Origin of the sequence: Bacteroides sp. AF25-5LB (genome assembly GCF_003602965.1) — a bacterium.
Lineage (GTDB): Bacteria > Bacteroidota > Bacteroidia > Bacteroidales > Bacteroidaceae > Bacteroides > Bacteroides uniformis.
On sequence record NZ_QTMC01000011.1, the window covers coordinates 95,677 to 109,077 of the forward strand.

Sequence of the window (13,401 nt, forward strand, 5' to 3'; positions counted from 1 at the left end):
TGCTTTTATTTCTTTGTGGTAGGTTCAGAGACCGGGAATACGAGCCCTTCACGCAACCACTTCTCCAGTTCTTCCGTCCATTGACGCTTGTAGGTGAAGTTGTCCCGGAATCCCCAGCCATGTCCGCCGGTAGGGTAGGCATGCAGGCTGGCAGGCACTTTGTGGTCACGCAAGGCGAGGAAATAGCCAATGCCGTTGATGGGTGGCACTGCGTCGTCGTCCGAAGAAAGCATGATAAAAGCCTGCGGAGTGCGTGGGGACACTTGTCTTTCGAGGGAGTATTTTTGTTCCAGCTCCTGAGATGGATTTTCTCCGATAAGGTTCTGGCGGGAACCTCCATGGGTAACGCCTTTCTGCATGGAAATCACCGGATAGAACAAGATCTGGAAGTCGGGACGGGTTTTGTCACTGCTGTATAGTGTGGCAAGCGAAGCTGCCAGATGGCCGCCGGCAGAAGCGCCCATGATGCCTACGCGCTGAGGATTGACACCCCATTCAGCGGCATGTTTGCGTACCATGCGGATGGCTTGTTCGGCATCGGAAAGGGGCACTTCATGGTGCCCGTTGGGCATACGGTATTTCAGTACTGCATAGGTGATGCCTTGTGTGTTGAACCAGGGAGCCATGTCGTGTCCCTCGTGCTTCATGGCCAGCCCTCCGTAGCCACCTCCCGGACACATGATGATGGCCATGCCGTTGGGGTGGGAGGCAGGATACACCGTAAGGGTAGGGGTGGTGACATCGGACACCCATTCGTTGTTATGGTTCTGTCCGGAATTGGTCAGTTCGTTGTTATTGGGGGCACCGTTGGGCCATAGGGGCAGCTCAACGGGCTTTTGTGCAGATAACATGGTCGTTGCAAATAGAAAAGATAAAAGTAGAATCTTTTTCATGTTCTTGGTATTTAGAGGTTATTTGGTTTTCATGGAAGCTTTGATGAGGTAGAATATCAGAATGGCATAAGCACCCAGCGCCAGCACTTCAGACCAAGTGTTTTGCAACCATGCATCGTTCACGAGGTTGATTCCTCCGAAGCGCATGGCGGCGCTTACCACGCCCATCAATGCACCGCCGGCAATGAAACCGGAGGCAAGCAGTGTGCCTTTTTCCCCGCGTTCGGCATTGAGAGCGGCATCCTTGCTGCGGCTGGTCACGTACCAGTTGACGGCACCGCCCACTACCAACGGGACATTCAGTTCCAATGGGATGAACATACCCAATGCAAATGCCAGTGCGGGAATCTTGCAGAAGTTGAGGATGACGGCCAGCACTGCACCGATGCCGTAGAGCAGCCAAGGAGCACCCACACCGTTCATCAGAGGTTCGATAACGGCTGCCATGGCATTGGCCTGCGGAGCGGCCAGTTGTCCGCTGGTGAAACCGTACGTCTTGTTCAGGATAATCATTACACCACCTACGGTAGCGGCAGAAACGATGGTTCCGAGGAACTTCCAGGTCTCCTGCTTGGCAGGCGTGCTACCCAGCCAGTAACCGATTTTCAAGTCTGTGATGAAGCCTCCCGCCATGGACAGTGCCGTACATACAACACCACCCATCACCAGTGCCGCAACCATTCCTCCGGGACCTTTCAACCCTACGGCTACCATGACTACGGATGCCAGAATCAATGTCATCAGCGTCATTCCGGATACGGGATTTGTGCCCACAATCGCAATGGCATTGGCTGCCACGGTAGTGAACAGGAAAGCGATACCTGCTACCAGCAGGATGGCTACAATGGTATGTGTCAGGTCACCTTGCATCACATCGAAGTAGAAGAACAGAACAACCAGCAGCAATGTGATGATGGAGCCGATGGCGATAATCTTCATGGAGATGTCCCGTTGCGTGCGCTTCACGCTGGCCTCTACATTGGATTTACCGCCCATTTCCTTGGCAGCCAGCCCTACGGCGCTCTTAATGATGCCCCAGGACTTGATAATGCCGATGATACCTGCCATGGCTATACCACCGATACCGATGCTCTTGGCATAGTATTTGAAAATATCTTCCGGAGCCATAGCGCCTACGGTTGCTGTGATTTCGGGGTTCCATTGGTTCAGTACGGAGTCTCCCCAAATCATGGACATACCGGGGATGATAATCCACCATACGGCCAGCGAACCGGCACAGATGATGGACGCGTATTTCAGTCCCACGATATAGCCCAGACCGAGCACAGCAGCACCCGTATTAACCTTGAATACCAGCTTGGCTTTCTCGGCCAGCATTTCGCCGAGGCCGCATACGCGGGTAGTGAAATTCTCGTTCCACCAGCCGAAGGTTGCCACGATGAAGTCGTATAGACCACCGATGATACCTGCCATGAGTAATGGTTTTGCCTGGCTGCCGCCCTTTTCACCGGAGACGAGCACTTGTGTGGTGGCTGTTGCTTCGGGGAAGGGATACTTGCCGTGCATGTCGCTCACGAAATATTTGCGGAAGGGGATAAGGAAGAGAATACCCAGCACACCTCCCAGCAGAGAGCTGATAAAGACTTGTGCAAAGGTAACAGTGATTTCTTTCGGATAGGTTTCCTGAAGGATATAAAGTGCCGGAAGGGTGAAGATGGCACCTGCCACGATGACGCCAGAACTGGCACCGATAGACTGGATAATGACGTTTTCGCCCAATGCGTTCTTGCGTTTGGCGGCACCCGATACGCCGACGGCAATGATGGCGATGGGGATGGCGGCTTCGAATACTTGCCCCACCTTCAGCCCCAGATAGGCGGCTGCGGCCGAAAATAGAATGGCCATCAGAATACCCCATGTCACCGACCAGGCATTTACTTCTGAATACTTCTTGTCCGGGCTCATCAGAGGGTTGTACACTTCTCCCGGTTTCAGTTCACGGAACGCATTTTCCGGCAAGCCGGTAATAGGTTCTTCTTCTTGTTTCATAGGTTTTGTAGTTTTATGTTTTTCTTTAATAGACTTCAAAGATAGTGCAAACCGAATGCTGGATAAAATGAGCAAGCTCATTATTATTCTGCTGAGGTGCAGCCTATCTTCGCATTTTAGGCAAAGAAAGCAAAAAAAAAGGAGATTTAAAAAAATCTCCTTAATTCTGTATGGTAAAATGCTTATTTGGCATCTTTAGCGGTCATGTCCCCTTCGATAAACAATCGCATGATTTCCGTTTTGGCATTGGTGCGCAGGGTGATGGATTTCTTGAAGTGTCCGGGGTATCTTCCGGTTCCATTATAGGTTACTTTCACTGTTCCTGTCTTTCCCGGTGCTATCGGTTCTTGTGAATATTCGGGAACGGTACATCCGCAGGAAGCTACAGCTTGATGGATGACAAGCGGAGCATCGCCTACGTTCGTAAACTTAAAGGTGTAGCTGACTACCGGACTGTTTTCGGAGAATGTGCCGAAGTTGTGGGTGGTCTGTTCGAATTTGATGTCTGCCTTTCCTTGTGCATAGGCATAACCGATGCTCATAACCAGCATCATCATATAAAAAACGACTTTCTTCATGTTCTTATCTTTTTTATATTTCAACGGCGCAAAGGTAACCCATTTTCATTAAAATAATGCCTATGGTGTGCGAAATTGTATTAAATCGGGCTCAAAAGGCCTCTGGGCGAATGATAAGCAGGGAAAAATAGGGGAAGCGGATGGCCGCTATCCGCTTGCTGTCATTGATATACTTCTCTTCCGGAGTGCCAACATTCTCAAAATAGTGATACCGGTATTCGGGATGCAGGCGGATGCAGCGGTGAATCTCATCGGTGCATCTGGACAGCTTCATGATGACAACCGCACTGTTTTCGCTTGTCAGTCTTTCTATCTCTTCTGTCGTGACGATGCCGGGTATCACCGTCAGCCGTTCTTCCTGGCTGGCTACATGGAGCCCGCCCAATGCGCCGGCGGCAATGAAGGCGGGGATACCGGGGATGTGCTTCACGGGGATGCCGTCTGCCTGCAATTTGTCATATACATAGTGTATGGAAGAGTAGAATCCGGCATCTCCTTCGGCAACGATACAGACCTTCTTTCCTTGTTGCCGGAGGGTGGAGCTCTCCATATAGACCTCGTCGTAGGCGCTCAGGGCTTTTTCGCGCTGTTTGCTCATGGGGAGTGGAAAGCGGTGCACCGTGTTTTCCGGAATGTCGAGTTGCAATAGGATGTCGGCTGCGCGTGAAACTCTGTTTCCATCTTTGGCCAGTGTCTCGGGACAGAATATACAGTCGGCTGTCTGCAGGGCTTTCAAGCCTTTTACGGTAATCAGTTCCGGTTCGCCGGGACCGAGAGATACAAATATGACGGGGAACATTTGCATGAAGACATTAAAGGTTAAAAATTAAAGAACAGCAAAACGGCTACAAAAGTGGGGAAATAATCAGTAGCAAACAAGATATTCGCTATCTTTGTTATTTACTAAAACAATCTGTTTTTTATGGATTATCAACTGAACACCCGCTTGAATGGCAACATAGCCATGACTTCCAGCTACCATGAGCGTGCGTCGCTGCAACGTGACAAGACTCTGTATAAATTCATTTGGGTACAGAGCGGTACGCTCACTCTGGAAATAGACCATATCTCCATGCGCTTGGAAAAGGACGAAATCGTGACCTTGACCCCGTTGCATCACCTGGAGGTAAAAGAGGTGGACGGTGAATACCTGACGTTTGTATTCAACAGCAATTTTTATTGCATCTATGGACATGACAACGAGGTCTCTTGCAACGGATTCCTTTTTTATGGCTCTTCCAAGGTGATGAGACTGGCGCTTTCTGCCGGGCAGTCTTCCAACCTGCATGACATAGTCCGCATTTTCCGGCAGGAATCGGTCATTCATGACAATCTGCAGGAGGAGATGCTGCGCATTGTCTTGAAACGTTTCATCATTACCTGCACACGCATTGCGCGCCAGCTTTTCGGGGTGGGGCAGGAGAAGGAAAAGACGTTTGACATCATCCGACAGTATTATGTGCTGGTGGACCGGCACTTCAAGGAGAAGAAGCAGGTGCAGGATTATGCCGATATTCTTTGCCGTTCTCCCAAGACACTTTCCAATCTGTTCTCGGCCTGCGGGTTGCCTTCCCCGTTGCGGGTGATTCATGAGCGCATTGAGGCGGAAGCCATGAGACTGCTGTTGTATACCCGCAAGAGCGCCAAAGAAATCAGCTCCATTCTGGGCTTTGAAGACTTGCCCGCGTTCAGCCGTTTTTTCAAGAAAATGACCGGCGAGAGTGTCTCGGACTACCGGAAAAGAGTGAAACGGGAAGAATTGCCAACTGTTGCGGAATAATTGCCATTTCGTACGTGGTGGAAAACAAGGAACTTTGCAAAAACAAAAATCAAGTCATATTACTGAAACCATTTAAAAAGTAGAACAAAGATGAAAACGAAATTGCAAAACTTGTTTATGGCTGCGTTGACGCTGGCCGCTTCCACTCAAAAGTTGGGTGTTAATTTGATCCGTGTAGCTATCCTGGTTATTTTCGTATGGATTGGTGGATTGAAATTCTGGAATTATGAGGCTGAAGGGATTGTTCCTTTTGTGGCGAACAGCCCGTTCATGAGCTTCTTTTATACAAAGAATGCCCCGGAGTACAAGGAGTATAAGCTGAAAGAGGGTGAGTTCAATGAGGTGAAACATCAGTGGCACGTGGAGAACAATACGTATGGTTTCTCCCAAGGTCTGGGCATTCTGATTATGACCATCGGCATTCTGACATTTCTGGGGATATTCTCTCCGAAAATCGGACTGGCGGGAGCCGCACTGGCCATTGTCATGACAATAGGTACCCTCTCTTTCCTGGTGACAACCCCTGAAGTGTGGGTACCCGACTTGGGAAGCGGGGAGCACGGCTTTCCGTTGCTGACGGGGGCAGGGCGCTTGGTCATCAAGGATACGGCCATTCTTGCCGGTGCCATTGTCGTACTGTCTGACAGTGCAAAAAGAGTATTGAACCAATTAAGGAAATAGACGTATGAAACCGGAAGCACGCAAGAAGGGATTGAATATAAGAGGCAACAAACTGCCGGTCTTTACACATCCCAGCATGAGTGAAGCACTGAATGACCTGATGGGCTTTTAAAGATTATTTAGGCACAATATCCGTCAATTTGCAGGAAGAGCATTTGCGTATCTCCCCAAAAATGACGAATATTGTGCCCGAATTCTATAAACCCTGATAATCATGATCCGGATATCTGCCATAGGCATTGCACTGCTGTGCGCTTTATGCGTAACCTCTTGCAGTTCAAAATCAAAACAGACTTCTACAGCATCCTCTTCAGAAAAGAGTCATTTGCCAGTTGCGGCAGATACGGCGGCTGCCATTGTCCCGCTTTATGCTAAAGGCTATACGGTGAAGTACTTGCCGGACCATGTCCGCCTAGTGGATATACACGACCCTCAGAAAGAAAATGGCAACACCTTTCATTACGCACTGGTACCGAAAGGCATAAAACCCGCCGGTGTACCAGATGATTATACGGTGATAGAAACGCCGGTGGAGCACGTCATGTGTATGACATCTCTGCAACTTTCCAACTTCATCCGTCTGGATGCCTGCGATTGTGTGGTGGGTATCACCAGTACGCGCCATCTCTTCAACAAGGAGATGAACGACCGTTTGAAGTCCGGCGAGACTGTGAAGATTGGTATCGAAGGGAACTTTGATAATGAAGTGATAATGAGCATGAATCCGGATGTTATCTTTATCTCTCCTTTCAAGCGGGGCGGGTATGATGCCATGCGGGAAATAGGCATCCCACTGGTTCCCCATTTGGGGTACAAGGAGATGACCCCGTTGGGGCAGGCCGAATGGATAAAATTCATCGGCATGTTCATTGGCCGGGAAGTGGAGGCGAATGAAAAGTTTGCTGCGATAGAGAAGCGCTATAACGAATTGAAGGAACTGGCTGCCAATGTGAAGAAGCGTCCGGTGGTATTCAGCGGCGAGATACGGGGTGGCAACTGGTATGCAGTGGGAGGAAAGAGCTTTCTTGCCGAACTGTTCCGTGATGCCGGTGCGGATTATTTCTTGAAAGACGACCCCCGTTCGGGAGGTGTTACGCTGGACTTTGAAACCGTATACAGCCAGGCAGAGAGTGCCGACTACTGGCGCATTGTCAACAGCTACGACGGGACATTCACGTATGATGCCTTGAAGTCCCTCGATCCGCGTTATGCTGACTTCCGTGCGTTCCGCGAGAAGGGAGTGGTATACTGCAATATGCGCGAGAAACCCTTCTACGAAAGTATGCCCATGCAGCCCGAAATAGTATTGGAAGACCTGATACATGCTTTCCATCCCGATTTGTTGCCCGACTATAAACCGACTTACTACGAACTGCTGAAATGATAAAAAGACCCGTACTTCCGTTGATGTTGCTGACACTGGCATCTATCTTTCTTTTTTTCCTGCTGAACCTGCTTTTGGGGTCGGTTCACATTCCTCTGCGCTCTGTGTGGAATATATTGTGGGGAAATACGGATGAATCCGTTATTTGGCAGAATATCATCTGGAAGTCCCGCGTGCCCCAGGCGTTGACGGCATTGGTGGCGGGAGCAGGGCTGTCAGTCAGCGGTCTGCAGATGCAGACGGTGTTCCGCAATCCGCTGGCAGGGCCTTCGGTATTGGGCATCAGTTCAGGTGCCAGCCTGGGTGTGGCTTGTGTGGTGTTGCTGTCCGGGGCGATGGGCGGTGTGGCGTTGAGCCGTTTGGGGTATATGGGCGAGGTTGCCTTGTCGGTTGCCGCCATTATCGGTGCGCTGGCTGTGATGGCACTCATTGTCTACGTCTCCCAGAAGGTGAAGGGTAACGTGACGCTGCTGATAATCGGTGTGATGATAGGCTATGTGGCAAGTGCCGTCATCGGCGTATTGAAATATTTCAGTGTGGAGGAAGATATACGTGCATATGTCATTTGGGGATTGGGTAGCTTTGCCCGTGTCTCGGGCGACCAGATGGTGCTGTTTGTCTGCATCATGGCTGTGCTGCTTCCGTTGTCCTTCCTGCTGATAAAGACGATGAATCTGTTGCTGCTGGGCGATGGCTATGCACGCAATCTGGGACTGAACATCAAGCGGGCACGCCTGCTGGTTATTTCATGCTCCGGTGTGCTGGTGGCGATTGTAACGGCCTATTGCGGTCCGATAATGTTTATCGGATTGGCGGTTCCTCATTTGTGTCGTGCCATCTTCCACTCTTCGGACCATCGGGTGCTGATGCCTGCCACATTGCTGGTAGGCGCTTCCCTGGCATTGGTCTGCAATCTGATAGCCCGTATGCCCGGCTTCGAGGGAGCTTTGCCGGTAAACTCGGTGACGGCACTGGTAGGTGCGCCGGTAGTGGCTTCTGTACTTTTTAGAAAACGGAAAGGAGAATTGAATGAATAAGGAAACCATACATATAGAGAATCTTTCCATCGGTTACCCCGGTAAGGAGGATGTGAAAGTGGTGGCAGACGGCATTTGCGCCAGAATCAACAGTGGTGAGCTGACTTGCTTGTTGGGAGCTAATGGAGTGGGGAAGTCCACGCTGCTCCGTACGTTGTCCGCCTTCCAGCCTAAACTTGGAGGAAACATATTTATTGAAGGAAAAGAGATAGGGGACTATACCGACAAGCAGCTTTCGCGCGTCATCAGTGTGGTGCTGACAGAGAAGTGCGATATACGCAATATGTCCGTCGTAGAACTGATAGGTCTGGGGCGCAGCCCCTACACCGGTTTCTGGGGAACTCTTTCGAAAGAGGACAAGACTGTGGTGGACAAATCCATCGCCTTGGTAGGCATTTCCCATCTGGCACACCGCATGGTGCATACGCTGAGTGACGGTGAACGGCAGAAGGTGATGATAGCCAAGGCGCTCGCCCAGGAAACTCCCGTCATCTATCTGGATGAACCGACAGCTTTCCTCGATTTTCCCAGTAAAGTAGAGATGATGCAACTGCTTCACCAGCTCAGCCGGCAAACGGACAAGACGATTTTTCTTTCTACCCATGACCTGGAACTGGCCCTGCAGATAGCGGACAAAATATGGTTGATGGACAAGGCGAACGGAGTGACCATCGGCACGCCCGAAGACCTATCGCTAAACGGCAGCTTGAGCAATTTCTTTGCCCGTAAGGGTATTGCCTTTGATTTGGAAACGGGACTGTTCAGGGTAGCCAATGAATATACCTCCCAGATACGCTTGGCGGGTCACGGACAGAAGTATGCCATGGTGCGCAAGGCATTCCAGAGAAACGGGATTCTGGCAAACCGGAATGTTGAATCGGAGATCTATATCGAAACCGGAGATTTGAAGGGAGACGGCAGCTTCGTGTTCCATCGGCCGGGTAAGGAGCCGGTAACGGTGTACTCCATTGAGGAATTGCTTCAAATAGTTTTGTCATTCCATTCACTATGATACATCATTCTACAAAAGATAATTATGTCCACTTGACGACGGCTCCGGTCCCCCGGCTGATTACGTCATTGGCTGTGCCAACCATCATCAGCATGCTGGTGACGTCCTTCTACAACATGGCAGATACCTATTTTGTGGGTAAAATAAATACCCAGTCTACGGCTGCCGTAGGTATCGTGTTTTCTGTGATGTCCATTATCCAGGCTGTGGGATTTTTCTTCGGTCATGGTTCGGGGAACTACATCTCCCGTAAGTTAGGGGCGCAGGAAACGGTGGATGCCGAGAAGATGGCATCCACCGGCTTCTTTTTTGCCTTGTTTGTCGGGGCGGTTCTGGCTGTGTTGGGATTGCTGTTCCTTACACCGCTTTCCCTTGCTTTGGGGTCAACGCATACCATTCTTCCGTATACGGAGCGCTATTTGGAAATCATTCTGCTGGGGACTCCTTTTATGACCGCCTCATTGGTGCTGAATAACCAAATACGCTTTCAAGGTAATGCGGCGTATGCCATGGTGGGGATTGTGAGTGGAGCGGTCATTAACGTGGTGCTCGATCCTATCCTGATTTTTGTATGCGATATGGGCATATCCGGTGCCGCACTTGCCACGGTAATCAGCCAGATATGCAGTTTCATCCTTCTTTTATGTATGGGGCGCAGAGGAGGGAATATACGTATACGTTACAGAAACTTTACGCCTACACTGGCTTTCATCAAGGAAATTATCGGGGGTGGAACTCCGTCACTCACCCGCCAGGGACTGGCAAGCGTGGCAACCATTTTGCTGAACGTGGCGGCCGGTGCGTATGGTGACGCAGCTATTGCAGGGATGTCCATTGTGACGCGTATCTCTATGTTCATCAATGCTTTCCTGATTGGTTTCGGACAAGGCTTCCAACCGGTATGCGGATTCAATTATGGTGCCGGGCTGTATGCTAGAGTGCGCCAGGGATTCTGGTTCTGTGTGAAGGTAGGCTTTTTCTTTTTGTTGGTTTGTGCGGTGGCAGGTATGGGATATGCCGAGGAGATTGTCTCTATCTTCCGCAAGGGAGACCCTGCTGTTGTAGCTACCGGTGCGGCAGCATTGCGCTGGCAGTTCATCACTTATCCGTTGGGTGCATGGATTGTGGTCAGCAACATGATGCTGCAGACGATCCGCAAGCCCGTACGCGCTACGATACTTTCCTCTGCCCGTCAAGGGCTGTTCTTCATCCCCCTCATCTTCATTCTTCCTTATTTCTTAGGACTGAAAGGGGTGGAAATGTGCCAGGCGGCGTCGGACATGCTGACCTTCTTCCTCGCCATTCCATTGACCTGCGGGGTGCTGGCGGAGATGAAGAGGAAGGAGGCGGAACAACTGCAACAGCGGTAGTCTTGAGTATCTTATTCAATGCTTACGGGACTATCAGTTGCCGCTTTACTTTATCGAGGGGAGCTGCATGGTATTCGATGCCTACGGATACCAGAACCGGTACCCCAGCGTGAAGAATGCGGCGAAGTTCTTGGGGAAATATCCTCCTTCTTCCGAATAGTCTATCATCTGGTTTATCTGCTCATTGATTTTTACCAGTCCCACCTGCATCTCTGTACCGATGATGAATCTTCTGTATTCAAAAGTAAGTCCCAGGGCAATACCTGCATCGAAACGGTTGTTACCCATTTTCCCGTCTACCATGCTGCCGAAAGTGTCTATCTTGAACTGGTATCCTCCCTGCATACTACTGCTGCTATAATCGTAGGTCTCGCCGGAGGTCTTGCCTGCCACGCCTATGGCCGCATAAGGGCCGACGCTCAGCGAGGCATGATAATCCCTGCCCAGATGGAGGCGGGCCCCTATCATGAGGGGGATTTGCAGATACAGTTCATGCATTTTGGCCTTGCCGATTTGGCTTATCTCGTCTTTACCGCCGATGGACACGAACTCCAATGCGGATTGCAGCACCAAGGTCTTGTTGAGGACATATTCTGCACCGACACCAGCTTTGTAAGCTATTTGGGTGTCACTGCTGGAGTGTTTCCCATGAAAATGGGAGGTACCGATTCCAGCTTTTGCATGAAAGGACAGCGGGCTTTGTGCCAGACCGGTCAGTACGGTCATTGCCATACAGACGGTAATGATTATCTTCTTCTTCATGAGTAAATTTTTCCGTTTTCGGTTATGAGTAATACTGTTAGTTCGCCATTGGGCAGCAAGGGGGTACAGTGCCGGTGACAGAGCTCAATCAGTGCCTTGCCAAACTTTTCCAGCAGCTCTTCGGGAATGATGTCCCAGAGTTCGCGCGCCAGGTTCATCTGTCCGATGGCGGCAAGTGTTTCTTCGCTGCATCCCGTCTGGCGTGCCAGGTCTTGGATGAATTCCTTGTTCATGGTCACTTTCTTGCTGTGGGTATCCAGATTGCCTTCGGCCAGTTTCACGGCCTTTCCCATCATCACGCCGAGGGTGACGTGCGGTACTTGCTCTTCGGCTGCTATTTTCAAGGTTTCGCCGATAAAGTTGCCGTAATGTACGAAAGCCTGGGCAGGGAGGTCGGGATAATACGCCTTGATGAAACGTTCGCTCTTTGCGCCGGAGCTGATGACGATACGAGGGCTCCGGGTCGCCTTTGCCACTTCCATGGACTTCCGGATGGAATTGACGAAGGCTTCCGAGGAGAATGGCTTCACGATGCCGGAGGTCCCGATAATGGAAATGCCTCCTTCGATACCGAGGCGGGGATTGAAGGTGCGTTTGGCTATCTCTTCTCCACCGGGGATGGAGATGGTAATGAGAATAGGACTGGGCTGTTTGGCAATATGGAGGCGTTCAAGACATAGCTTGACGTTCTTCTTTATCATTTCGCGTGGGGTGTCGTTGATGGCAGAGCTACCGAGCTCAAGTCCCAAACCGGGCATGGTGACGACACCTACGCCTTCGCCGCCGCAGACGATGATGTTGTAGTCATCCTGGGGAGTGTCTTCCGGCAGCGGGTCGTCTGTGCGGAAAGGTACGGCTATATTGGCCACAACTTTCATCCCGTTGGTGATGTCCGGGTCGTCGCCGGCATCCTTGATGACGGTAGCGCTTGTCTCGAACATGCCGTCACCGTTTTCCAGAAGGTCGGAGTGGGGAATATGGTGCTGCGGCTCTACGGGAACCTGGATGGTTTCTCCGTTGGGGAGGACTACCGGAAATTCCGTAGGACGCTTTTTGAAGTAGATATTGAATACATCCCAGGTGGCGGCTACGGCGGCAGCGGCGGCACATGTTCCGGTGGTCAGTCCGCTGCGCAGGGGGAAGAAGTCGGGTAAATGTTTCTCGATTATGCGGCGCAGGCCATGCTCGCCGTTTACACAGATAAACTTGTCGGATGTCTTGGGGCGGCAGATGGCAAAGATGCGTATACCCAGTTGCCGGGCAGCTTCCACCTTTTCGCAGAATCCGCCCGATATCCCGCTTTCTTTGAGGAGGATGGCTTCGGGATGAAGCTGTTTCATCAGGACTTGCTCGTCTTCTCCGGGCGTGTAGTAGTAGAGGTTCTTCTCGGAGAAACCTTGTTCCCGGGCGAGCTTGCGCGAGCTGTCACGGTCGAGGATGCGGAAGTAACAGCAGGCATTCTGCCACAAAGGCTTCAGCTTACCTATGGTCTGTACGCCGGTCAGTGCAAGTAAGATGAAAATCTTTTCTTTCTGTATCTTCTCGATGGCATCGTCATAATCCCTGCACCAGGTGATGTGTTCTTCATCGCGTTTCGGGAAGATACGCTCGAAACGGATGACGGGGATATTCGATTCCACGGAGACTTGTTCCAGAGTCTCATGCAGCTGTGTGGCAAAGGGGTGCGCGGCGTCTATCAGCAGCTTTATGTGATGCTGTGCACAGAATGTTTCTATTTCTATTGCATCCATCGCGCCTTGCAGGCGGATGCCATTATGCAGAAGTACGTCCTGCTCATCCCCTTTGGTAGAATAGTAGAAAGTTTTTCCGGCTTCTTCAAGGGTTTGGATGGCTATGCGTCCTTCGGTGGTTCCGCCAAATATTAATATCATGT

Annotated in this window: 12 protein-coding genes; 6 read left to right on the forward strand and 6 right to left on the reverse strand. The window is 50.8% G+C overall.

What is annotated here, in order from left to right; translation table 11 throughout:
• Positions 1 to 5: 5 nt before the first annotated feature.
• The 4 genes from DWY57_RS13195 to DWY57_RS13210 all read right to left on the reverse strand — a co-directional run bounded on the left by DWY57_RS13195 (position 6) and on the right by DWY57_RS13210 (position 4,280).
• The gene (locus DWY57_RS13195; RefSeq protein WP_119961900.1) at positions 6 to 893 is read right to left on the reverse strand and encodes an alpha/beta hydrolase; all 888 of its coding nucleotides are present in this window, start codon (positions 891 to 893) and stop codon (positions 6 to 8) included.
• A gap of 18 nt (positions 894 to 911) precedes the next feature.
• Positions 912 to 2,903, reverse strand: coding sequence for an oligopeptide transporter, OPT family (locus DWY57_RS13200; RefSeq protein WP_119961901.1), 1,992 nt, complete (start codon positions 2,901 to 2,903; stop codon positions 912 to 914).
• A 182-nt stretch (positions 2,904 to 3,085) separates the two neighbouring features.
• On the reverse strand, positions 3,086 to 3,481 hold the full coding sequence (locus DWY57_RS13205; protein ID WP_117599729.1) for a DUF1573 domain-containing protein: 396 nt from the start codon (positions 3,479 to 3,481) through the stop codon (positions 3,086 to 3,088).
• A gap of 91 nt (positions 3,482 to 3,572) precedes the next feature.
• Entirely contained in the window at positions 3,573 to 4,280 is a 708-nt protein-coding gene (locus DWY57_RS13210; protein ID WP_171030463.1) for a precorrin-2 C(20)-methyltransferase, read from the reverse strand.
• 123 nt (positions 4,281 to 4,403) lie between these two features.
• Here DWY57_RS13210 and DWY57_RS13215 point away from each other — a divergent pair, with 123 nt between their 5' ends.
• The 6 genes from DWY57_RS13215 to DWY57_RS13240 all read left to right on the forward strand — a co-directional run bounded on the left by DWY57_RS13215 (position 4,404) and on the right by DWY57_RS13240 (position 10,745).
• Positions 4,404 to 5,261 carry a helix-turn-helix domain-containing protein gene (locus tag DWY57_RS13215; protein WP_035448396.1) on the forward strand — a complete coding sequence of 286 codons (858 nt, stop codon included), beginning with the start codon at positions 4,404 to 4,406 and terminating at the stop codon, positions 5,259 to 5,261.
• A gap of 90 nt (positions 5,262 to 5,351) precedes the next feature.
• The gene (locus DWY57_RS13220; RefSeq protein ID WP_119961903.1) at positions 5,352 to 5,942 is read left to right on the forward strand and encodes a DUF417 family protein; all 591 of its coding nucleotides are present in this window, start codon (positions 5,352 to 5,354) and stop codon (positions 5,940 to 5,942) included.
• A gap of 214 nt (positions 5,943 to 6,156) precedes the next feature.
• Positions 6,157 to 7,326, forward strand: coding sequence for an ABC transporter substrate-binding protein (locus tag DWY57_RS13225; RefSeq protein WP_119961904.1), 1,170 nt, complete (start codon positions 6,157 to 6,159; stop codon positions 7,324 to 7,326).
• On the forward strand, positions 7,326 to 8,363 hold the full coding sequence (locus DWY57_RS13230) for an iron ABC transporter permease (RefSeq protein ID WP_034529853.1): 1,038 nt from the start codon (positions 7,326 to 7,328) through the stop codon (positions 8,361 to 8,363). The genes DWY57_RS13225 and DWY57_RS13230 overlap by 1 nt, the downstream gene beginning before the upstream one ends.
• A complete protein-coding gene (locus tag DWY57_RS13235) occupies positions 8,356 to 9,375 on the forward strand; it encodes an ABC transporter ATP-binding protein (protein WP_119961905.1) in 1,020 nt (339 codons plus the stop codon). The genes DWY57_RS13230 and DWY57_RS13235 overlap by 8 nt, the downstream gene beginning before the upstream one ends.
• Complete coding sequence (locus tag DWY57_RS13240) at positions 9,372 to 10,745, forward strand: MATE family efflux transporter (RefSeq protein WP_117599527.1); 1,374 nt, start codon at positions 9,372 to 9,374, stop codon at positions 10,743 to 10,745. The genes DWY57_RS13235 and DWY57_RS13240 overlap by 4 nt, the downstream gene beginning before the upstream one ends.
• Positions 10,746 to 10,826: 81 nt before the next feature.
• Here the strand turns inward: DWY57_RS13240 and DWY57_RS13245 are convergent, their stop codons facing one another.
• Positions 10,827 to 11,507 (reverse strand): outer membrane beta-barrel protein, encoded by a 681-nt coding sequence (locus DWY57_RS13245; protein ID WP_117599528.1) that lies wholly within the window; start codon positions 11,505 to 11,507, stop codon positions 10,827 to 10,829.
• A complete protein-coding gene (gene cbiD / locus DWY57_RS13250; protein ID WP_119961906.1) occupies positions 11,504 to 13,399 on the reverse strand; it encodes a cobalt-precorrin-5B (C(1))-methyltransferase CbiD in 1,896 nt (631 codons plus the stop codon). The genes DWY57_RS13245 and cbiD overlap by 4 nt, the downstream gene beginning before the upstream one ends.
• Positions 13,400 to 13,401: the final 2 nt, after the last annotated feature.

Bases quoted from the DNA above. Each gene is read 5' to 3' on its own strand.
- DWY57_RS13195 (WP_119961900.1), bottom strand. From the start codon at position 893: ATGAAAAAGATTCTACTTTTATCTTTTCTATTTGCAACGACCATGTTA.
- DWY57_RS13200 (WP_119961901.1), bottom strand. From the start codon at position 2,903: ATGAAACAAGAAGAAGAACCTATTACCGGCTTGCCGGAAAATGCGTTC.
- DWY57_RS13205 (WP_117599729.1), bottom strand. From the start codon at position 3,481: ATGAAGAAAGTCGTTTTTTATATGATGATGCTGGTTATGAGCATCGGT.
- DWY57_RS13210 (WP_171030463.1), bottom strand. From the start codon at position 4,280: ATGTTCCCCGTCATATTTGTATCTCTCGGTCCCGGCGAACCGGAACTG.
- DWY57_RS13215 (WP_035448396.1), top strand. From the start codon at position 4,404: ATGGATTATCAACTGAACACCCGCTTGAATGGCAACATAGCCATGACT.
- DWY57_RS13220 (WP_119961903.1), top strand. From the start codon at position 5,352: ATGAAAACGAAATTGCAAAACTTGTTTATGGCTGCGTTGACGCTGGCC.
- DWY57_RS13225 (WP_119961904.1), top strand. From the start codon at position 6,157: ATGATCCGGATATCTGCCATAGGCATTGCACTGCTGTGCGCTTTATGC.
- DWY57_RS13235 (WP_119961905.1), top strand. From the start codon at position 8,356: ATGAATAAGGAAACCATACATATAGAGAATCTTTCCATCGGTTACCCC.
- DWY57_RS13240 (WP_117599527.1), top strand. From the start codon at position 9,372: ATGATACATCATTCTACAAAAGATAATTATGTCCACTTGACGACGGCT.
- DWY57_RS13245 (WP_117599528.1), bottom strand. From the start codon at position 11,507: ATGAAGAAGAAGATAATCATTACCGTCTGTATGGCAATGACCGTACTG.
- cbiD (WP_119961906.1), bottom strand. From the start codon at position 13,399: ATGATATTAATATTTGGCGGAACCACCGAAGGACGCATAGCCATCCAA.